The 17,902-nt window shown below is 73.3% G+C and carries 18 protein-coding genes and 3 pseudogenes; 13 read left to right on the top strand and 8 right to left on the bottom strand.

Annotation, left to right across the window (positions count from 1 at the left end; translation table 11 throughout):
• Positions 1–61 precede the first annotated feature (61 nt).
• From ACFPIJ_RS42590 to ACFPIJ_RS42565, 6 genes and pseudogenes are all read left to right on the top strand, one after another.
• Entirely contained in the window at positions 62–1,291 is a 1,230-nt protein-coding gene (locus tag ACFPIJ_RS42590; protein ID WP_380124460.1) for an MFS transporter, read from the top strand.
• 144 nt (positions 1,292–1,435) lie between these two features.
• Positions 1,436–1,879, top strand: a complete 444-nt coding sequence (locus ACFPIJ_RS42585) for a MarR family winged helix-turn-helix transcriptional regulator (protein ID WP_380124458.1) — start codon at positions 1,436–1,438, stop codon at positions 1,877–1,879.
• Between the two features lie 115 nt (positions 1,880–1,994).
• Entirely contained in the window at positions 1,995–3,425 is a 1,431-nt protein-coding gene (locus ACFPIJ_RS42580) for an MATE family efflux transporter (RefSeq protein WP_380124456.1), read from the top strand.
• 70 nt (positions 3,426–3,495) lie between these two features.
• A complete protein-coding gene (locus ACFPIJ_RS42575) occupies positions 3,496–3,837 on the top strand; it encodes a putative quinol monooxygenase (RefSeq protein ID WP_380124454.1) in 342 nt (113 codons plus the stop codon).
• 93 nt (positions 3,838–3,930) lie between these two features.
• Positions 3,931–4,701 (top strand): PASTA domain-containing protein, encoded by a 771-nt coding sequence (locus tag ACFPIJ_RS42570; protein ID WP_380124452.1) that lies wholly within the window; start codon positions 3,931–3,933, stop codon positions 4,699–4,701.
• Positions 4,702–4,798: 97 nt separating this feature from the next.
• A pseudogene (locus ACFPIJ_RS42565) lies at positions 4,799–5,020 on the top strand (hypothetical protein); the annotation flags it as partial.
• 2 nt (positions 5,021–5,022) lie between these two features.
• Here ACFPIJ_RS42565 and ACFPIJ_RS42560 read toward each other — a convergent pair.
• Complete coding sequence (locus ACFPIJ_RS42560) at positions 5,023–5,181, bottom strand: hypothetical protein (RefSeq protein ID WP_380124450.1); 159 nt, start codon at positions 5,179–5,181, stop codon at positions 5,023–5,025.
• On the opposite strand from ACFPIJ_RS42560, the pseudogene ACFPIJ_RS42555 reads away from it, so the two are divergent.
• A pseudogene (locus tag ACFPIJ_RS42555) lies at positions 5,153–5,611 on the top strand (fibronectin type III domain-containing protein); the annotation flags it as partial. The gene ACFPIJ_RS42560 and the pseudogene ACFPIJ_RS42555 overlap by 29 nt on opposite strands.
• A 121-nt stretch (positions 5,612–5,732) precedes the next feature.
• Positions 5,733–6,965: pseudogene (locus tag ACFPIJ_RS42550) on the top strand (fibronectin type III domain-containing protein); the annotation flags it as partial.
• On the opposite strand, the gene ACFPIJ_RS42545 reads toward ACFPIJ_RS42550, so the two are convergent.
• Both ACFPIJ_RS42545 and ACFPIJ_RS42540 read right to left on the bottom strand, forming a co-directional pair.
• Positions 6,946–7,851, bottom strand: a complete 906-nt coding sequence (locus ACFPIJ_RS42545; RefSeq protein ID WP_380124448.1) for a WD40 repeat domain-containing protein — start codon at positions 7,849–7,851, stop codon at positions 6,946–6,948. The pseudogene ACFPIJ_RS42550 and the gene ACFPIJ_RS42545 sit on opposite strands and share 20 nt — an antisense overlap.
• Complete coding sequence (locus ACFPIJ_RS42540) at positions 7,805–8,209, bottom strand: pyruvate formate lyase family protein (RefSeq protein ID WP_380124446.1); 405 nt, start codon at positions 8,207–8,209, stop codon at positions 7,805–7,807. The genes ACFPIJ_RS42545 and ACFPIJ_RS42540 overlap by 47 nt, the downstream gene beginning before the upstream one ends.
• A 254-nt stretch (positions 8,210–8,463) precedes the next feature.
• On the opposite strand from ACFPIJ_RS42540, the gene ACFPIJ_RS42535 reads away from it, so the two are divergent.
• Positions 8,464–11,025, top strand: a complete 2,562-nt coding sequence (locus tag ACFPIJ_RS42535) for a cation-translocating P-type ATPase (protein ID WP_380124445.1) — start codon at positions 8,464–8,466, stop codon at positions 11,023–11,025.
• Between the two features lie 16 nt (positions 11,026–11,041).
• Here ACFPIJ_RS42535 and ACFPIJ_RS42530 read toward each other — a convergent pair whose 3' ends face one another.
• Genes ACFPIJ_RS42530 through ACFPIJ_RS42515 form a run of 4 tightly spaced genes read right to left on the bottom strand, consistent with a single transcriptional unit; the run spans position 11,042 to position 14,563 of the window.
• Complete coding sequence (locus ACFPIJ_RS42530; RefSeq protein ID WP_380125409.1) at positions 11,042–12,247, bottom strand: ABC transporter permease; 1,206 nt, start codon at positions 12,245–12,247, stop codon at positions 11,042–11,044.
• An 11-nt stretch (positions 12,248–12,258) separates the two neighbouring features.
• Complete coding sequence (locus tag ACFPIJ_RS42525; protein ID WP_380124443.1) at positions 12,259–12,933, bottom strand: ABC transporter ATP-binding protein; 675 nt, start codon at positions 12,931–12,933, stop codon at positions 12,259–12,261.
• Positions 12,930–14,036 (bottom strand): peptidoglycan-binding protein, encoded by a 1,107-nt coding sequence (locus tag ACFPIJ_RS42520; protein WP_380124441.1) that lies wholly within the window; start codon positions 14,034–14,036, stop codon positions 12,930–12,932. Before ACFPIJ_RS42520 ends, ACFPIJ_RS42525 begins: the two co-directional genes overlap by 4 nt.
• Positions 14,033–14,563 (bottom strand): hypothetical protein, encoded by a 531-nt coding sequence (locus ACFPIJ_RS42515; protein ID WP_380124439.1) that lies wholly within the window; start codon positions 14,561–14,563, stop codon positions 14,033–14,035. The genes ACFPIJ_RS42520 and ACFPIJ_RS42515 overlap by 4 nt, the downstream gene beginning before the upstream one ends.
• 120 nt (positions 14,564–14,683) lie before the next feature.
• Here ACFPIJ_RS42515 and ACFPIJ_RS42510 point away from each other — a divergent pair, with 120 nt between their 5' ends.
• Positions 14,684–15,334, top strand: a complete 651-nt coding sequence (locus tag ACFPIJ_RS42510) for a response regulator transcription factor (RefSeq protein WP_380124437.1) — start codon at positions 14,684–14,686, stop codon at positions 15,332–15,334.
• Positions 15,331–16,509: a sensor histidine kinase gene (locus ACFPIJ_RS42505; protein WP_380124435.1), complete on the top strand. Its 1,179-nt coding sequence runs from the start codon at positions 15,331–15,333 to the stop codon at positions 16,507–16,509. Before ACFPIJ_RS42510 ends, ACFPIJ_RS42505 begins: the two co-directional genes overlap by 4 nt.
• Before the next feature lie 59 nt (positions 16,510–16,568).
• Here the strand turns inward: ACFPIJ_RS42505 and ACFPIJ_RS42500 are convergent, their stop codons facing one another.
• Positions 16,569–16,979 carry a pyridoxamine 5'-phosphate oxidase family protein gene (locus ACFPIJ_RS42500; RefSeq protein WP_380124433.1) on the bottom strand — a complete coding sequence of 137 codons (411 nt, stop codon included), beginning with the start codon at positions 16,977–16,979 and terminating at the stop codon, positions 16,569–16,571.
• Between the two features lie 277 nt (positions 16,980–17,256).
• On the opposite strand from ACFPIJ_RS42500, the gene ACFPIJ_RS42495 reads away from it, so the two are divergent.
• Together ACFPIJ_RS42495 and ACFPIJ_RS42490 are read left to right on the top strand one after the other, a co-directional pair.
• Positions 17,257–17,550 (top strand): hypothetical protein, encoded by a 294-nt coding sequence (locus ACFPIJ_RS42495; RefSeq protein ID WP_380124431.1) that lies wholly within the window; start codon positions 17,257–17,259, stop codon positions 17,548–17,550.
• Between the two features lie 22 nt (positions 17,551–17,572).
• Positions 17,573–17,761, top strand: coding sequence for a hypothetical protein (locus tag ACFPIJ_RS42490; RefSeq protein WP_380124429.1), 189 nt, complete (start codon positions 17,573–17,575; stop codon positions 17,759–17,761).
• The last annotated feature ends 141 nt before the right edge of the window (positions 17,762–17,902 follow it).

Raw genomic sequence — 17,902 nt, 5'->3', positions numbered from 1 at the left:
ACCCGTCCGGCCAGCCGGTGCCGCCGCCACGTAGGGTGCGATCCCCTGGAAGGAGTGGCGCATGGCATTGCCCGAACTGGAGACCCCCGTGGCGCGCACCTCGGCGCTGCGGCTGACGCTCACGTCGCCGTTGTACCGCGGTGCGACGATCGCGGTGTTCCTGTCGGCGCTCGGGTTCTCCGCGGCCGCTCCGCAGATCGCGTTGTTCCTGGTCAACGACCTGCACGCGTCGCTCACCGCGGCCGGGCTGTTCTACCTGACGAACCTGACGGCGCCGGTGGCCGGATACCTGGTCGGGCGGCGCTCCGACCGTACCGGCCGGCGGCTGGGCCTGTTCCGCCTCTGCGCGGTGGCGGGTTTCGTGGGCTGGCTGGCCATCGCGTACTCCACCCAGCTGTGGATGCCCTACGTGATCAGCGCCGTCATCGGTGCGTTCGGCGGTGCCGCCACGTCGCAGCTCTTCGCCGCCGTCCACGACGAGCAGCAGGCCAACCCGAACCCGGGCAACGACGGGGTGGTCGCCGTCGTGCGGATGGCCCTGACCGGCGGCTGGGTGGTCGGCCCGGTCGCCGGATCGTTCCTGGCCGCGCAGACATCACTGCGCACCATGCTGGTCGCGACGGCGTTCTGCACGCTGCTGCAGGTGGTGCCGCTCGGCACGCAGCGAACCCCGGCCGCCGCACCGTCATCCGACGGGCAACCGCACACCAGCCCAGGGGTACGGGCGATGCTGCCGCTGCTGGCGTTCACGACGCTCTACGTCCTGGTGTACGCCGGTGAGCCGATCAAATACGCGTACCTGCCGATCTACATGAACGACCAGCTCCACCTCGCCGCCGGGCTCAGCGGCGCGGTCATCGGCATCCAGCCATTGGTCGAGATCGTGCTCATGCCGCTCGCCGTGCTCGTGGCCCGGCGGACCGGGATGATGTGGCTGATGGTCCTCGGCGCCGGGTTCGGCGTCGCCGCGAACGTCTGCTTCGCCGTCACCGGCACCGCGGCGGGGCTCTTCGCCGGGCAGATCCTCATGGGCGGCGTGTGGGGCGTCTTCGCCGCGCTCGGCATCATCGTCGCCCAGCGGCTCCTGCCGACGGCGGTCGCCACTGCGTCCGCGATCTTCCTCAGCTGCACCGCGCTCGCCTCGGCCTTCGGTGGAGCCGCCGGCGGCATCGGCGCCGCCGTCGTGGGGCTACCCCACGTCTTTCTCATCCCGGCCGCGTTCGGCCTGCTGGCTGTCGCCGGGCTGACGGTGATGGCCCGCTCGGCTGGGGACCGCGCCGTCGACAGCTGACGGCGCGGCGTTGCGGTCCTCGAGGTGTGCGACGGGTGTCAGCGGTAGACGTACCAGCGGATGTGGTCGTGCGTGGCCAGGGTGGCGGGCCGCACACGTGCCCGCCCGTTGACAGTTAGAACTCTAACGGTTAGCTTTCTAAGCATGGACGACGCACCGAAGCTCACCAGCCCGCTGGACCTGGTCCGCTGGATCGGGTGGGCGCAGCAGAAGGCCGGCGAGGACTGGATCCGGGCCCGCGAGCTCAGCCACCCGCAGGCCTTCGTGCTCGGCTACCTGGCGAAGCGCCCCGGTGCGATCCAGCGGGACATCGCGGAGGTCACCCGCACCAGCGCAGCGAGCGTCACCAGCCTGCTACAGGGCCTCGAACGCCGCGAGCTCGTCGAACGCCGCACCGAGGGCGGCGACGAGCGCAGCAAGCGCGTCTACGCGACCCCGGCGGGCGTCGAGCTGATCGCCGGGTTCGACACCGCGATGGCCGCCACCGAGGAGACCATCCTCGCCCCGCTGAGCCAGGCCGAGCGGGACACGCTGCACGCCCTGCTCTCCAAGATCACCGCGGAGCTGCCGCAACCGACGCGGTCGTAACCGCAGCCTGACCCCTCCCGCGCCGGCGAACCGCCGGCGCGCGCTGAACCCTGCCCTCCCGCCGTGCCGGCGTCCCGCCGGCGCGCGATGCCACCTGCCCCGGAAAGGCACAGCCATGACCACAAGCCTCGAATCGCCGGTGACGACGGACGCCGTCGGCACCAACCGCTGGTACCTCTCGGCCGCGCCCATCGTGCGCGCCCTCGTGCACCTGTGCGTGCCGATGGCCGCCGCGATGATCGTCGGCGCCGTGTACAACGTCATCAACGCGGGCTTCATCGGCTCGCTCCACGACCCCGCGCTCCTCGCCGCGATCACCCTCGGGGCGCCGATCCTCGGCCTGGTCATGGCCGTCGGCGGCGTGTTCGGCGTCGGCGGCGGCGCGCTCATCTCACGGCTGCTCGGCGCGGCGGAGCACGACCCGGCGAAGGCCGGCGAGATCAGGCACGTCTCGTCGTTCGCCGTCTGGGGTGCGGTCATCGCCGGCACCGTGTTCGGCGGCACCGGACTGCTCCTGCTGCACCCCCTGGTCGCGGCGCTCGGAGCGGACGCCGCCGCGGTGCCCCCGACAACCGCCTACGTCGCGGTCATGCTCGCCTTCGTCCCGGTCCTCGCCGCCGCCTTCTGCCTCGAGCAGATCGTGCGGGCGGAAGGCGCCGCCCGCCAGGTGATGGTCGGGCTCATCGCGTCCACGGTCGGCAACGTCGTCTTCGACGTCCTGTTCATCCTCGTGCTGCACTGGGGCGTCGCCGGCGCTGCGCTGGCCATGGGACTTTCGAACCTCGGCGTCGTCGCGTACTTCGTCACCTGGCTGCAGCGCAACAGCGAGCACGTCAGCCTCGCCCCGCGCTGGTTCACGCTCTCCCCCGCCGTGCTGAAGCCCGTCTTCGGCGTGGGCGTCGGCGAGCTGCTCCAGTCCGCCTTCCTGATCGTCACGTCCCTGGTCCTCAACAACCTCGCGGTCGCCTACGGCGACAGCCCCCTCGCCGCCATGGGCGTCGCGGTCCGCATCGCCCAGGTGCCGGAGTTCCTGGTCATGGGCGTCACCATCGGGGTACTGCCGCTGCTGGCGTACTCGTACGGCAAAGGCGACCGCAACCGCCTCATGGCCGCGCTGCGCGGCTCGGCGATCGCCGTCGGCGGCATCGTGCTGATCTTCTCCACGACCGTGTTCGCGTTCCGCGAGCAGGTGTTCTCCGCCTTCGTGGCGGACCGCGCGGTCCTGTCCATCGGCGTCACGATCCTCACCGCGCAGCTCGTCGCGATGATCGTGAACGGGTTCCGGGGGCTGATCACGTCGCTGTTCCAGGCGACGGGACGCTCGGTGCCGGCGATGGTGATGTCGGTGGCGCAGGGCGTGCTGTTCATCCCGATCGTGTTCCTCGGCAACCTGTGGTTCGGGCTGCCGGGCATCATCTGGGCGCTGACCGTCACCGAGGGCATCGTGTTCCTCGTCGGCGCCGTGATGTGGCTGGCGTCCCGGCACGCGATCGACCGGGGCCTCGCCGAAGGCAGCCCGGAGCGCGCCGAGGAGATCCTCGCCTGAGGCCGCCGCATCGTGTCGAGAACGCGGAGCCGGCTCCGTCCCAGGGGTACCACGACAAAGGAGCACCCAGATGACGCAGTTGCAGGGCATCGCCCGGTTCACGTTCCACCCGGGCCGGGTCGAGGAGTTCAAGCGCCTGTCCGCGCAGTGCATGCAGATCGTGCGGGCCGAGGACACCGGTACGCTGCAGTACGAGATCTACCTCAACGACGACGAGTCCGAGGCGATCGTGCTGGAGCGCTACCGGGACTCGGCGGCGCTGAAGGAGCACCTGCAGCACGTCGCGCACCTGATGGAGCCGATCCTCGCCACGGCAACCGTCACCGGTGAGATCCTCGGCTCGCCGGACGCCGAGCTCCGGGCGAACCTGGCCGGCAGCGTGGTCCAGCTCTACACTCCCGCCGTTTTCTAGGCAGAGTTGCCGATGCCGGATCGGCATCGGCGGGCCACAACCTTGGTAGATCCACCGATGCCCATCCGGGCCGGTTCACCGACGCTCGAACGCATGAAAAACCTCTGGAAGACCCTGGCGCCGTCGCGCTCGGCCTTCGCCAACACGCCGGCCACGATCATGGGTACCGGCGTCACGTCCACCGACGGGGCACCGAACGCGCAACTGCTCCTCGCCCAGACGACGCTGCGCAGCGACAGCGACATGAGTGACCTGTTCGACCCGTGGTGGGGTTTTGACCACTGGAACGAGCCGCTGATGATCGGTGCCGGCACCAGCGAGCACGCGGTCTGCCACGGAGACAGCGGCGGCCCGCTCGTCGTCGACCGGGGCCATCCGGTCCAGGTCGGCGTCGCAAGCTTCGCGCACGAGTCGTTCTTCGGCACCGAGTGCGACGACGCGGCCGGGTTCGCCGAGCTGGCCAACGCGCAGCTGGCCTGGCTGGCCCAGACGGTCCCGTCGATCGTGCCCGGCTGGGGGTCCTGCCTGTCGCCGACCGGTTCGCCCGGCACGCCGCACGCGCTCTACGGCACGAGCTCGTTCCCGGGCGCCAAGCAGGACGGCAACCGCTGGTGGAGCATCTGGTGCGAGGGTGCCCCGGCCACGGTGAAGGTGCCGGACCTGCGCGGCGAGACGGTGTCGGCGGCGCAGGATGACCTCGCGGCGCTCGGCCTGCACGTCGGCGGCGTCGGGTCGGCCATCGACAACAGCTGTGAGCTGATCAACCTGGTCATGGCACAGTCCCCGGCGCCGGGCACCACGGTGTCGCCCGGTTCCGGGGTGAACCTGACCGTCGGCAAGCGGCCGAAGAACCCCTGCCCGTAAGTGCGCGGCGCCTGCGGAGCCCTCGCCGGAGGGCTCCGCAGGCGCGTTCAGGCGTTGTGGCCCCCGCCTTGATGGCGGTCGTCCGGCGGCTCACCGGATCTCCACCCTCGGCCCGCCCGCCCCGTCCGGCGTCAGCGCCCAGGCCACCACCGGCACCGGCGTCATCGCCCTGCAGTGGACCGCACCCGGCGGCGGCGCCGACTCCTACGTCGTCTACCAGGCCACCAACTCCGGCGGACCGTTCACCGCCGTCGCATCCGGCGGCTGCGCCGCGCCGACGAGCACCTCCTGCACCTTCACCGGCACACCCGGCCAGACGTACTACTTCACCGTCGCGTCCGTCCTCAGCGCCGCAGAGGGCGCGGCGTCCGACCCGGCGGTCTCCGCCACCGCGATCCAGCCACCGGCACCGCCGGGCACCGTCACCGGCGCCGCCACCGGCGACGCGACGATCACCGTCACCTGGAGCAACCCGTCCACCGCGGGCGCCCCGGCAACCACCTACCAGGTCCTCGTCTCCGCCGGCACCGGCCCGTTCGCCGCGGCCACCGCCGGCACCTGCGTGACCGGCCCGGTCACCAGCCCCTGCACCGTGACGGGACTGACCGGCGGGACCTCGTACCGCTTCCAGATCGTCGCCGGCAACGCCGCCGGCACCGGGGTCGCGTCGAACCCGTCGGCCGCCGAGGTCGCCGTCGCCGCGCCGGGCGCCCCGACCCCCACGAACGTGACCGTCACCGGACCCGGCACCGTGACCGTCGCCTGGTCCGGCCCGTCCGAAGCCACCACCGGGTTCAAGGTGTACGGCTCCACCGGCGGCCCGTACACCGCCGTCGCCGCCGGCACCTGCGCCGCCGCACCCACCGCCGGCCCGTGCACCGTCACCGGGCTGACCCCGGGCCAGGCGTACCGCTTCAAGATCTCCGCCGTCGCGGGCGCCCTGGAAGGCAGCCAGTCCGTGCCGTCCAGCGAGGTCACCGCGATCACCGGCCCGGGCACCCCGGGCCACGCCGGCCCTCACCGTCGCCGGCGCCCGCTCGATCCGCGTCACCTGGACCTACCCGAGCAGCAGCAGCGCACCGGCGACCGGCTTCCGCGTCGCGGTGTCCAAGAACGGCGGCCCGTACACGACCGTCACCACCGGCCCCTGCGCGGCGCCCGCAGCCAGTCCCTGCGTCCTCGGCGGCCTCGACGCGGGCGCCGCCTACCGGGTCCGCGTCACCGCCACCAACGCCGCCGGCGAGGGCAGCGAATCCACCGACGCGACGCCGCTGACCGCCGTCGACGCACCGGCGACACCCACCATCGCCTCGGTCGTCCCCGGCGACGGGCAGGCGGTCGTCACCTGGACCTCCACCACGCAGCCCGGCACCGTCACCTTCCACGCCGCCGCCGTGCCGACCACCGGGAGCGGCCCGACCCTGCGCTGCCAGGCCACCTCCCCCACGCTCACCTGCACCATCACGGGACTCACCAACGGCACCGGCTACACCGTCACCGTCCTCGCCCGCGGCGACCTCGACTCCTCGCCGAGCAGCCCCACCACCGTGACCCCGAGCGTGGCACCGGCCGCACCGGCCGTCAGCGTCCAGGGCGGCACCGCCTCCATCACGGTCAGCTGGACCGCGGGCTCCGCCGGCTCCGGCATCGGCGGCTACCTCGTCACCGCCACGCCCGGCCCGGCCACCTGCGAGGCCGGCCCCACCGGCACCGGCTGCGTCCTCGGCGCGATCGCCGGCACCACCTACACCGTGTCGGTCATCGCCAAAGGCACCTTCGGCCGCGACTCCGCACCGGGCATGTCCGCCGCGGTGACCCCGGCCACCCCGCCCCTGCCGGCCGCCCCGCCGGCCTCCGCCGCCGAGCTCACCACCGACCAGGGCGACATCAGCACCGCCGCCCCCGGCCAGCGCATCGTGGTCGTCGGCCACGGATTCGCCGCCCACTCGACGGTGACCATCGCGCTGTACTCGACGCCGAAGGTCCTCGCGACCGCCGTCGCCGATGCCGCCGGCGACGTGCAGCAGCCGGTGACCGTGCCCGCGGACCTCGCCGCCGGTGCACACGACCTGATCACGCTCGGCGTCGACAAGAACGGCCTCACGCACACCCTCGCGCTCGCGGTCACCGTCCAGTCGGCGGCGGCGAGCCTGCCCGTCACCGGGGTCGCTCTGAGCACCATGCTGACCGCCGCGCTGGCGTCCGTCGCCGCCGGAGCGCTGCTGCGGTCGCTGGGCACCGACGTCACGCGGGCCGGCCGGTGACGTTCCACAGTTTGGCGGTGACGTCGTCGCTCACGGTGGCCAAGGTGCGGCCGTCGGGGCTGAACGCCAGCCACGTCACCCTGTCGGTGTGGCCGGTGAAGGTGACGATCGGCACGGGGTGCGCCGGGTCGGCGATGTTCCACAACTTCGCCGTGTGGTCGTTGCCGGCGGTGGCGAGGATGCGGCCGTCGGGGCTGAACGCCACGCCGTTCACGAGGTGACGTTGCTCGGGCAGCGTGGCGATGGGCACCGGGTGGGCGGGATCGGTGACGTTCCACAGTTTCGGCCTGAAGTCCATGCTGGCGGCCAGGATGCGACCGTCGGGGCTGAACGCCACCGACCTCGACGTCCCGCGGCCGCTCGGTCCATTGAGGGCGGCGGCGATGGTCGGACGGGCCGGATCGGCGACGTTCCACAGGCTGGGGAGGTCGTCGCCGCTGCCGGTGGCGAGGCTGCGACCGTCGGGGCTGAACGCCACCGACGTCACGGGCCCCGTCGCCGCGATGACGGTGGTGATGCGTGTCGGGTGGGCCGGATCGGCAAGGTTCCAGAGTCCGACCGTGGCATCCCCGCCGCCGACGGCAAGGGTGCGCCCGTCGGCGGTGAAGGCCAGCGACCACTGGGTCGTGCCCCGGTCAGCGGTGAAGCTGGCCGGGGAGGTTGGGTGGGCCGGATCGGTGACGTTCCACAGGCGGACCGTGAGGTCCCCGCCGGCGGTGGCCAGGAGGCGCCCGTCGGGGCTGAACGCGAGGCCGCTCACGAGCCGGTCGCTGCCGGCGAACGTGGCGGTGAGGGTCGGATGGGCCGGATCGGTGACCGTCCACAGCCGGACCTCGTTGTCATCGCCGGCGGTGGCCAGGATGCGGCCGTCGGGGCTGAACGTCACCGACTGCACATTCAGCCTGTGATCTGTCAGGGTCGCGGCGCAGCGGCGCGTCGGTCTGCAGCCCGACGATGAGTTCGTGCTCGCGGTCGATGTACCCGGGCGCGTGCGCGGTGATCGACGCCGGAGTGTGCGCGTCGACGTCGTAGATCCCACGCTCCCGCTCCTGCGGGAACATCGCGGTCAGCAGCCCCCACACGTGCGTGGTCCGCGGCGTCGGACCGGCCAGGAATCCTTCGTCCCAGTGGTACGGGTGGACGTTGGCGCGGACGAACCCGGCCACGTCGACCTGGTCACGCCACGCGCCTCCGTGGAAGCCGCGCCAGGCGGCGAGCCCGGCCGGGGCGCTGAAGGTGGTCATCGCTTCCTCCTCGGTGCAGTCCCAGCCTGGTCCGCGGCGGCGGGAGGTGGCAGGGCCGGCCGGTCCGACCGCCCGGGACGTTCGACCCGTGCGCCGCCGGGCGCGGGCCGGGCATCGTGGCGGGCGACGGCGCTGGACGCACGCCGCCGAACGCCAGGTGCCGTTCGCCGGCGGGCCGGCCGGCTCACACACCCGGGACGCGGCGGGACCTTCGTCCCTGGTCGCGCGCCGCGCCGCAGTGGCACGGTCGAGACATGACGACCACGCTGCCGACGGTCATGTCCGGACTCACCGCCGCAGAGGTCGTGGCGCTGCGCGAGGAGCACGGCCGCAACGAGTTGCCGGCGGCCCGGCCTCCGTCGACGCTCGCGCGGATCGGGGTGCAGCTGCGCGACCCGCTGATCGTCGTCCTGCTCGCCGCGATGGTCGTCACCGCCGCGCTCAAGGACGTCAGCGACCTCGTCGTCATCCTGCTCGTCATCGTGCTCAACACCACCGTCGGTGTCGTCCAGGAGCTGCGCGCCGACCGGGCGGTGGCGGCGCTGCGGCGGATGGCCGCGCCCTGCGCGCGGGTCCGCCGCGACGGCGTGGACGTGTCGGTCCCGGCCGGCGACCTCGTCCCCGGTGACCTGGTGCGCGTCGAGGCCGGTGACGTCGTCCCGGCCGACGTCCGGGTCGTCGAGGCGGTCCGGCTGGCCCTGGACGAGTCGGCGCTCACCGGCGAGTCGATGACGGTCGCACGGGGCGTCGACGACGAACTGTCCGCCGGGACCGTCACCGCCACCGGCCGTGCCACCGGCGTCGTGCTGCGCACCGGGACGCACAGCGCGCTGGGTCGCATCGCCGCGCTCGTGTCCGGGCAGCCGCGGCGGCAGACACCCCTGCAGCGGCGGCTCGTCGGGCTGGGCAAGGTTCTGGCGGCGGCCGCGGTGGCGCTGTCGGCGGTGGTGTTCCTGGTCGGTGTGCTGCGCGGCCAGCCGGTCGCCGAGATGCTCCTCGCCGCGGTGAGCCTCACCGTCGCCGCCGTGCCGGAGTCGCTGCCGGCGGTCGTGACGCTCGCCCTGGCGCTCGGCGCCCACCGCATGGCCCGGCGGTCCGCGATCGTGCGGCGGCTGCCGGCCGTGGAGACGCTGGGGTCGGTGACGGTCCTGGCCACCGACAAGACCGGCACCCTCACCGAAGGCCTGATGAGCGTCGAGCGGCTGCTGCTGCCGGGCCACCCCGGGGTCGCCGTGCACGGGGCCGGCTACGACCCGGCCGGGACCACGACGCCCGCACCCGATGCCGCGGTGCGGGCCATGGCCCGCGCGCTCGTGCTGTGCACCGACGCGGACCTGGTCGCGCCCGACGGCGACCGGACGCAGTGGGCGCCGGTCGGCGACCCGATGGAGGCCGCGTTGCTGGCCGCCGCCGGCCGGTGCGGTGTCGACCCGGCGGAGCGGCAACGGTTCCCGCGGGTGGACGAGGTGCCGTTCGACGCGGACCGCCGGCGGATGACCACGGTGCTCGCCGATCCGGACGGCGGCTACCTGGTCGTCTGCAAGGGCGCACCCGACGGGCTGCTCGGCCCGGGCGGGCCGGTCGACGCCGACGACGGGACCCGGGCGTGGGCCACCGCCACCGCGGACGGTCTCGCCGCGGACGGCTACCGGGTGCTCGCCGTCGCCGCCGGGCATCGCGCCGCCAGACCACGACCGGAGGAGGCCGAACGGGACCTGCCGCTGCTCGGCCTGGTCGCCCTCATCGACCCGGTCCGGGACGCGGCACCGGATGCCGTCGCGGCGTTCCATGCCGCCGGTATCCAGCCGATCCTCATCACCGGCGACCATCCGGCGACGGCGGCTGCGGTCGCCGAGCGGGTCGGGCTCGCCGCACCGGGCGCCCGGGTCGCGCTCGGCGACGACCAGCTCACCCCCGGCGCGCCGGCGGTCGTGTACGCGCGGACCAGCCCGGAACGCAAGCTGGACATCATCGAGGCGTTGCAGCGGGACGGCGCCGTCGTGGCGATGACCGGCGACGGCGTGAACGACGCGCCGGCCCTGCGACGCGCCGACATCGGGGTCGCGATGGGCCGCGGCGGCACCGAGGCGGCCCGGCAGGCCGCGGACCTCGTCCTGGCCGACGACAACCTCGCCACGGTCGCCACCGCCGTGCGGGAGGGCCGGCGCATCTACGCCAACATCCGCCGGTTCCTGGTGTACGCCCTGTCCGGCGGCGCCGCCGAGGTGCTCATCATGCTCGCCGGCCCGTGGATCGGCCTGCCCGTCCCGCTGCTGCCGGCCCAGATCCTGTGGATCAACATGATCACGCACGGGCTGCCCGGTGTGGCGCTCGGCGGCGAGCCCGCGGGCCGGGACCTGATGCGCCGGCCACCGCGCCGGGCGGATCAGGCGATCCTCGACGGGCTCATCGGACCGATCGCGGTGACCGGCGCCCTGATCACCGCGACCGCCCTCGCCGCCGCGGTGTGGACCAGGCACGCGGGCGGCCCGTGGCAGAGCGTGCTGTTCGTGGTGCTGGGGCTGGCCCAGCTCGGTGTGGCCCTCGCGCTGCGGGTGCACGGCACCGGGCAGCGCAACTGGAGCCTCGACGCCGCCGTCGGGCTGTCCCTGGCCCTGCAGCTCGGCGCCGTGTGGCTGCCGCCGCTGCGGTCCCTGCTGGGCACCGAGCCGCTGACGTTGGCCCAGGTGCTCGGCTGCGCGGCGGTCGCCGCGGTGCCGGGACTGGTCACGTATCTGCGGGCCCGCCGGTCACGCCCGTCCCCGACCAGGTCGCCCGCCGCGCCGCCGGAAGCAGCCACGGCGGACGACCACTGAACTTCGACCCGGCCCGTCACGGTGTGGCGAGCGCCTCCGTGGGTGCCAGCCGGGCCGCCCGGATCGCCGGGTACAGCCCGGCCAGGCCGCCGATGAGCACGGTAGCGACCAGGCCGCCCGCGGTCGCCCAGGCCGGCACCACCGTCGGCCAGTCCTGATACGCGGCGTATCCGACGGTCACCGCGATGCCCAGCAGCACCCCGCCCGCCCCGCCGAGCGCGGACAGCAGCAGCGACTCGGCCAGGAACTGGAGCCGGATCTGCCCCCGGGTCGCGCCGAGCGCGCGGCGTAGCCCGATCTCGGCGCGGCGCTCCAGTACCGAAATGATCATCGTGTTGGCCACCCCGACGCCGCCGACCAGCAGTGCCACCGCGCCCAGCCCGAGCAGCAGCCCGTTGAGGGCGGCGTCGGCGGCCTGCTTGGCGCTGAGCGTGTCGGACGGTCTGGAGACCGTGACCTCGCCGGGCGCCCCCGGATTGGCGGTGGCGGCCAGGACCCCGCTCACCGCGACCACCTGGCTCTCCACCGACCGGGTGTAGACGGTGGTCGGGTGTCCGTCGAAGCGGAACCGCTCGGCCGCGATCTCCCAGCCCATCAGCACGGCGGAGTCGAGCTCTGGGGCGAGGTCCACCGGGTTCAGAATGCCGACCACGGTGAATCGGCCGCCGCCGACCAGGATCTCGGTCGCCGTGTTGGCTCGACCGATGCCGAGCCGTTGGGCCGCGGACGCGCCGAGCACCACCGCCGGGTACCGGCCGGTGAGGCCGTTCAGCCAGACGCCGCTGCGGACGGTCGCGCCGACGGTCGACGGCAGCGTGACCCGGGCGGCGAAGGCGGACAGTCCGTTGGTCACCTCCACCGGGATCCGGTCGGTCCGGTACACCTTCACGTTGGGGACCATGCCGACCGCGGAGGTGGCGGTGACCGGACCGATTCGCCCTATCATCGCCTCCGACTCCGGGGGCAGCTCCGCGGTCCGGCCGTTGAGGGTGTGCCCGGGCGAGACGGTCAGCAGGTTCGTGCCGAGTGCGGCGAGCCGGCGGTCGAGTTCCTCGTGCGAGGACGACGAGATACCCACGACGGCGATCATCGCGGCGATGCCGATCGCGATGCCGAGCGCGGACAGCAGCGCGCGGGTCGGCCGTGTCCGCAGGCCGGCCGCGCCGATCCGGAACACGTCGCGCGCCGCCAGCCGGGCCGGAAGCAGCCCGGAGCCGGTCATTGTCGCGGCGCTCACCGGTTCACCTCCGGGTGGTCGGCGACCACGCGGCCATCGCGCATCCGCACCTGCCGGTCCAGGCTCGCGGCGAGGTCGCGGTCGTGGGTGATGACAACGACCGTGGTGCCGGCGGAGCGCAGCGCACGCAGCACGTCGATGACGCCCTCGCCGGCGGCTGAGTCGAGGTTGCCGGTCGGCTCGTCGGCGAGGAGCAGCGCCGGATCGCCGACCACCGCACGTGCGATGGCCACCCGCTGCCGCTCCCCGCCGGACAGCTCGTGCGGCTCGTGGTCGAGCCGGTGGCCGAGCCCGACCCGCTCCAGCACCGCCCGCGCCCGGCGGCGGCGCTCGGCCCGCCGCACGCCGGCGTAGAGCAGACCGTCGGCCACGTTGTCGAGCGCCGGTGCGCCGCCGGCCAGGTGGAACTGCTGGAACACGAAGCCGATCCGCCGCGCCCGCAGCGCCGAGAGCTGCCGGTCGGACAGCAGCGAGACGTCGTGCCCGTCGATGACCACGCGGCCGGCGGTGGGCCGGTCCAGGGTGCCGAGGATGTGCAGCATGGTGGACTTGCCGGAGCCGGAGGGGCCGACCACCGCGGTCAGCTCGCCGGCCCCGATGCTCAGGGTCACGCCGGCAAGGGCGTGGACGCCACCGGGGTACACCTTCGTGACGTCGGTCAGCTTGATCATGCCGGCATCCCCACCGTCATGCCGGCGGTCAGCCCGTCGCCGCTGATCTCGACCCGGCCGCCGGCGAAAAGCCCCGTCTCCACCCGCACGTAACGGGTGGTGCCGCCCTCGATCACCTCGACGCCGTAGCCGCCCTCGGCCAGTGCCACCAGCGCCGCGATCGGCACCGTCAAGACGTCCTTGCGCTCGGCGGCGGTGAACACCACGTTGACCACCGCGGCCTCGACGCCCGCGGCGGCGTTCGGGTCGTTCAGCACGACAAGGGTCTCGACCTTCGTCTCGGGCGGGCCGTCGGAGGTGTTCGCCGGCTGGATCACCGTGTATACGCGGTCGATCCGGCCCGGCACCTGCTTCCCGTCCGGCAGCCGGATCTGCACGTCGGCGCCCTTGCGGGCCAGCCGCTGGTCGGCAACGTCCAGCCGGACGGTCACCAGCCGGGTGGTCCCGGTGTACTTCAGCACCTCGTGCTCGCCGCCGCCGGTGGATCCGTCCACGCTCGCCGTGACGCTGTCCACCCGCACCGGGCCGGCGGCGAACAGCACCCGTCCCTGTTCCACCGCGCCGGTCTGGGTCAGGCCCAGGTCCTTCTGCCAGCGCCGCACCGCCGTCCCGGTCGACGCCGTGAACAGGTCATCGACGGTGAACCCGGCGTAGCCGAGCGCCTGCAGGTTGGCCTCCAACTGGCGCACGTCCGGGCCACGGGTGCCGGTGCCGAGCGGCCGGTACGCCACCACGTCGCCGTACATCACGACAATCGGGCCGTTGTCCACCCGGTACAACGGCTGTCCCCGGGTGATGACGTCGCCGGCCAGCGGTACCCCCGTGATGGTCCCCGGGATCCGCCCGGCCAGCACGATCGGCGCGCCGTACCCCAGATCGCCGGCCACCTCGTTGGTGTCCTGCATCGTCTCCCGCGTCACCTGTGCCGTGCCCGCCGGCAGGTTCGCCACCGACGGGGTCCCTGGCCTGCGGCCGCCGAGGCCCACGGCGGCCACGGCCGCCACGCCCACCAGCACGACCGCGCCGACGACCGCGGTGGCCCGGCCCCGCGCCCGTCGCCGCACCGCCCGCCGGCCGGGCGTCGAATCGGTCGTCTCGCTCACTTGGTCGGCCCCCCGTTGGGGTGGTTGCTCGCCATCATGGCGTCACAGGCCACCTTTGCCGCCGGGTACTGCGGGTCGTCGGAGACCGGCTTGTCGATCTGGATGTCTCCGTTGGCGCCCGGATCGGGGAAGTGCTCCACCCCGTGCTCACGCATGCATCGGGAGTACTGGCGCATCGCCTCGGTCTTCTCCGCCGGCGGCGCACCGCCGTTGCCGCCGCCCTGGTACCGGCCGCACGCCGCCTGCGCCCTGTCCTGGACGGCCTGGTCGATCCCCTTCGGGAGGGTGAAGTTGACGTCGTCGCCGCTGAAGACCGGGTCAGACATGGGTACTCCGTGCTCGCGCATGCACTGCGCGTACTTGAACTGCCGGTCCCGCGCGCTCAGGCTGGGCGTCGGGCTCGCGCCGGCGTTCGGCCGGCCGGTGCCGTCCGCGGTTGCCACGGTCTTGTCGTTGGTCGTGCCGCAGCCGACCGCGAGCATCAGCACCAGCGGCACGGCGGCCACCCTCGGCAACCACTTCTTCATCGGTGATCTCCTCCTTCGCGGATATCGGTTCGCACGGATACAGCGCACCAGGGACGCCGTGACGCTGCGGTGACGCCTGTTGTCACGCTGGTGTCACACCGTGCGGGGGAGACTGGGACGATGCGGGTACTGGTGATCGAGGACGAAGCGCTGCTGGCCCAACGGGTCGCCGAGGGCCTGCGCGACCGGGGCATCGCGGTCGACGTCGCGCCGGATGGCATCGACGGCCTGCACAAGGCCGGAACCAACCGGTACGACGTCGTGGTGCTCGACCGCGACCTGCCCGTTGTGCACGGCGACCAGGTGTGCACCGCGCTGACGGCGGGCGACGGCGGCGCGCGGATCCTCATGCTCACCGCCGCAGGCGAGGCGGCCGACCGGATCGCCGGCCTGACCCTCGGCGCCGACGACTACCTGCCCAAGCCGTTCGCCTTCGACGAACTGGTGCTGCGGATCCGGGCGCTCGCCCGCCGCGCCAACAACGCACCGCGGATCCTCCAGCACGCCGGTCTGACCTTCGACACCGCCCGCCGCGTGGTCACCCGCGACGGCCGGTTCATCCCGCTGACCACCAAGGAGCTGGCGGTGCTGGAGATCCTGATGGCGGCCGACGGCGCCCTGGTCAGCTCCGAGGACCTCCTGGAGCGAGCCTGGGACGAACACGCGGACCCGTTCACCACGGCCGTCCGGGTCACCATCGGCCGACTGCGCCGCAAGCTCGGAGCGCCGACGTTGATCGAGACGGTCGTCGGCGCGGGATACCGGCTGTGACCGCCCGGACCCGCCGGTGGCACCCCTCGATCCGGCTGCGGCTCACGCTCACGTACGCGGTGATGCTGGTCGTCGCCTGCGCGGCGCTGCTCGCACTCAACTACGCCATGCTGTACCACAGCCTGTACACCGAGATCGGACCGCCCACGAACACGCAGGTGGAGTCCCAGATCGCGGCGGGCCTGCCCGCCGACAAGAACACGCAGGAGAGCGTCGAGAAGGTCAAGCGGCAGGCCATGGCCGAGCTGCGCGCCGGCACGCTGCTGGACACCGCCGGCACATCGGCCATGGCGCTGGCGGTCATCGCCGTGCTCGGCCTCGGCGCGTCCTGGCTGCTGGCCGGCCGCGCGCTGCGGCCGCTGCAAACGCTCACCGCCACCACGCGCCGGATCTCTCAGCACCACCTGCACGAGCGCATCGCGCTCACCGGACCGCACGACGAGCTCAAGGAGCTGGCCGACACGTTCGACGACATGGTGGCGCGGTTGGAGAACTCCTTCGCCAGCGAACGCCGGTTCACCGCCGACGCCGCACACGAGCTGCGCACCCCGCTGGCCATCGTCCGCACCGGCACCGAGGTGCTGCGCAGCAAGCGGCACAGCACGGTCGAGCAGTGGGAGGCCCTGGCGGACGACACGCTGATCGCGACTGGCCGAGCCGAACGGCTGCTGGACGGCCTGCTGGCATTGGCCCGCAGCGATCGCGGCGCGCTCGTCCACGAGACACATGACCTGGCGGCCACGGCGGCCATCGCGCTGGGCGAGGCGGACCACGTGGCCGAGGCCGCAGCCGTCACCATCACCAGCGACCTGCGTTCGGCGCCGGTCGACGGCGATCCGGTCCTGCTGGACCGGCTGGTGCAGAACCTCGTGGACAACGCGATCCGGCACAACCACCGGGGTGGCTGGATCGAGATGACCACCCGCCATGGGCCCGGCGGTGCGCTCGTCGTGGTCCGCAACAGCGGCGAACCGATCCCGCCGGCCGAGATCGACCGGCTGTTCGAGCCGTTCCAGCGACTCGACCCGAACCGCGTCACGGGAGCCGGATCCAGCGGCCTGGGCCTGGCCATCGTGCGGTCGATCGTGCACGCACACCGCGGCACCGTCGTGGCCACGCCGGAGCCCTCCGGCGGCCTGACGATCACCGTGACCCTACCCGTGACCCGGCCCTGATTCGACGGTGTCGAGGATCTGCGCGGTGACCGGGTTGACGCTGCCGCGCAGGACGCCGGTCAGGCCACGACGCCGACGAGTTCGTAGCCGGTGACCAGGTCGCAGTCGATGCCGATGACGCAGTTCATGGGCTCGTCGGTCCAGGGCTGCAGCAGCCGCTCGTAGCGTGCCTGGCGCTCCCCGTCGAGGATCAGCCGCGCGGCGCCGGTGACGACCACCGTCCAGCCGGTGTGGCCGGCCAGGTCGAACGTGTCCGCCTCGTACGCCACGACGAGCGGGCCGATCTGCGTCGCCGTGGACGCCAGCGCACCACCGAGGTTGCTGCGGATGACGATGGTGTTGCCGTCGACGAGGTGGTTCACCGGCCGGATCGCCGGCAGTGCGCGCAGGCTGAACACCACCCGGCCGACCGGCACCGACGCCAGCAGTGCCAGGCAGCGGTCTCGACTCAGTGCTCGCATGGCCGTCATCGGGGTATCTCCTGCATATGCTGGACTGTGCGCCGCCGGCTGCGGCCGCGCCACGGCTCAACGACCCGGATGCGGTGGGACCTCTGTCCCGTCACCGGCCCGCCGCCGGTCGTTGCTACGCGTGCCGGGCAGGTGCCCGGTGGCGCTCGCCAACGCGGTGACCGCGGCACAGGCCCGACCGGCGCCCAGGTTTATGACCTTCGGCCCTCGTCCGTGGCGTCCCGGACGCCTACCGTGGCAGACAGACCGCTCCGACGCACGACGGAAGGTGAGTCAGGTGGTTGCAGTCATGCTGGTGGCCACGATCATCGCGGTCGTCTACCTCGCGCTGATCGCTATGCACGTCCTGGCCATCCGCGGCGGCGCGGCGGCGAACGGGCGCTACCGCCCGCGGATCGCCAGGTGGCTCGCCGGCCGCGACGAGCGGCGGCGGGGCCGGGCCGAGCGCGACGCCGTCCACCGGCTGGCCGCCGGGACCCTCGACCGGGCGTCGTACCGCTCGGCGATGGCCGCCCTCGCCGCCCAGGACGCGGTCGAGCACCCGATCGAACTGCCCAAGACCAAGATGTGACCCTTGCGGAAGGGGTACCACGATGATCGCCCCTGACGAGCCGGTGGCGGGTGGTCCCCCGCCGTCGGAAGCTGTCCTGCTTCGCGTGCGCGGGTTGGAGTCGCGGGTCCAGCTCCTGGAACAGACGGTCCGGGACCTGGCGGCGGCACTGGACCGGCTGGACCGCGACGACGCGGCAACCATGGTGCGCAAAACCCTCGACCAGCTCTGACGGCGCCGGCGCCCGCAGCCGTGCGAGCGCGCTGGACGCTGGCCGCACCCACACGTCGCACGCGGCACCGCTCCGGCGGTCCGGCTCGACACGTGCCACGCCGAACGGGCGACGGACCCCTCAACCTGCGTGCACGGAGGC

This window comes from Dactylosporangium cerinum (assembly GCF_042653625.1).
Taxonomy (GTDB): domain Bacteria; phylum Actinomycetota; class Actinomycetes; order Mycobacteriales; family Micromonosporaceae; genus Dactylosporangium; species Dactylosporangium cerinum.
The sequence above is the reverse complement of the archived record's forward strand: the minus strand, read 5'-3'. Positions and strand labels throughout refer to the sequence as shown.

What these genes read in the sequence shown, in the direction of transcription:
- ACFPIJ_RS42510 (WP_380124437.1), top strand. Translation starts at nt 14,684, where the DNA reads ATGCGGGTACTGGTGATCGAGGACGAAGCGCTGCTGGCCCAACGGGTC.
- ACFPIJ_RS42590 (WP_380124460.1), top strand. Translation starts at nt 62, where the DNA reads ATGGCATTGCCCGAACTGGAGACCCCCGTGGCGCGCACCTCGGCGCTG.
- ACFPIJ_RS42585 (WP_380124458.1), top strand. Translation starts at nt 1,436, where the DNA reads ATGGACGACGCACCGAAGCTCACCAGCCCGCTGGACCTGGTCCGCTGG.
- ACFPIJ_RS42535 (WP_380124445.1), top strand. Translation starts at nt 8,464, where the DNA reads ATGACGACCACGCTGCCGACGGTCATGTCCGGACTCACCGCCGCAGAG.
- ACFPIJ_RS42575 (WP_380124454.1), top strand. Translation starts at nt 3,496, where the DNA reads ATGACGCAGTTGCAGGGCATCGCCCGGTTCACGTTCCACCCGGGCCGG.
- ACFPIJ_RS42570 (WP_380124452.1), top strand. Translation starts at nt 3,931, where the DNA reads ATGAAAAACCTCTGGAAGACCCTGGCGCCGTCGCGCTCGGCCTTCGCC.
- ACFPIJ_RS42490 (WP_380124429.1), top strand. Translation starts at nt 17,573, where the DNA reads ATGATCGCCCCTGACGAGCCGGTGGCGGGTGGTCCCCCGCCGTCGGAA.
- ACFPIJ_RS42500 (WP_380124433.1), bottom strand. Translation starts at nt 16,979, where the DNA reads ATGACGGCCATGCGAGCACTGAGTCGAGACCGCTGCCTGGCACTGCTG.
- ACFPIJ_RS42515 (WP_380124439.1), bottom strand. Translation starts at nt 14,563, where the DNA reads ATGAAGAAGTGGTTGCCGAGGGTGGCCGCCGTGCCGCTGGTGCTGATG.
- ACFPIJ_RS42580 (WP_380124456.1), top strand. Translation starts at nt 1,995, where the DNA reads ATGACCACAAGCCTCGAATCGCCGGTGACGACGGACGCCGTCGGCACC.
- ACFPIJ_RS42525 (WP_380124443.1), bottom strand. Translation starts at nt 12,933, where the DNA reads ATGATCAAGCTGACCGACGTCACGAAGGTGTACCCCGGTGGCGTCCAC.
- ACFPIJ_RS42540 (WP_380124446.1), bottom strand. Translation starts at nt 8,209, where the DNA reads ATGACCACCTTCAGCGCCCCGGCCGGGCTCGCCGCCTGGCGCGGCTTC.
- ACFPIJ_RS42530 (WP_380125409.1), bottom strand. Translation starts at nt 12,247, where the DNA reads ATGACCGGCTCCGGGCTGCTTCCGGCCCGGCTGGCGGCGCGCGACGTG.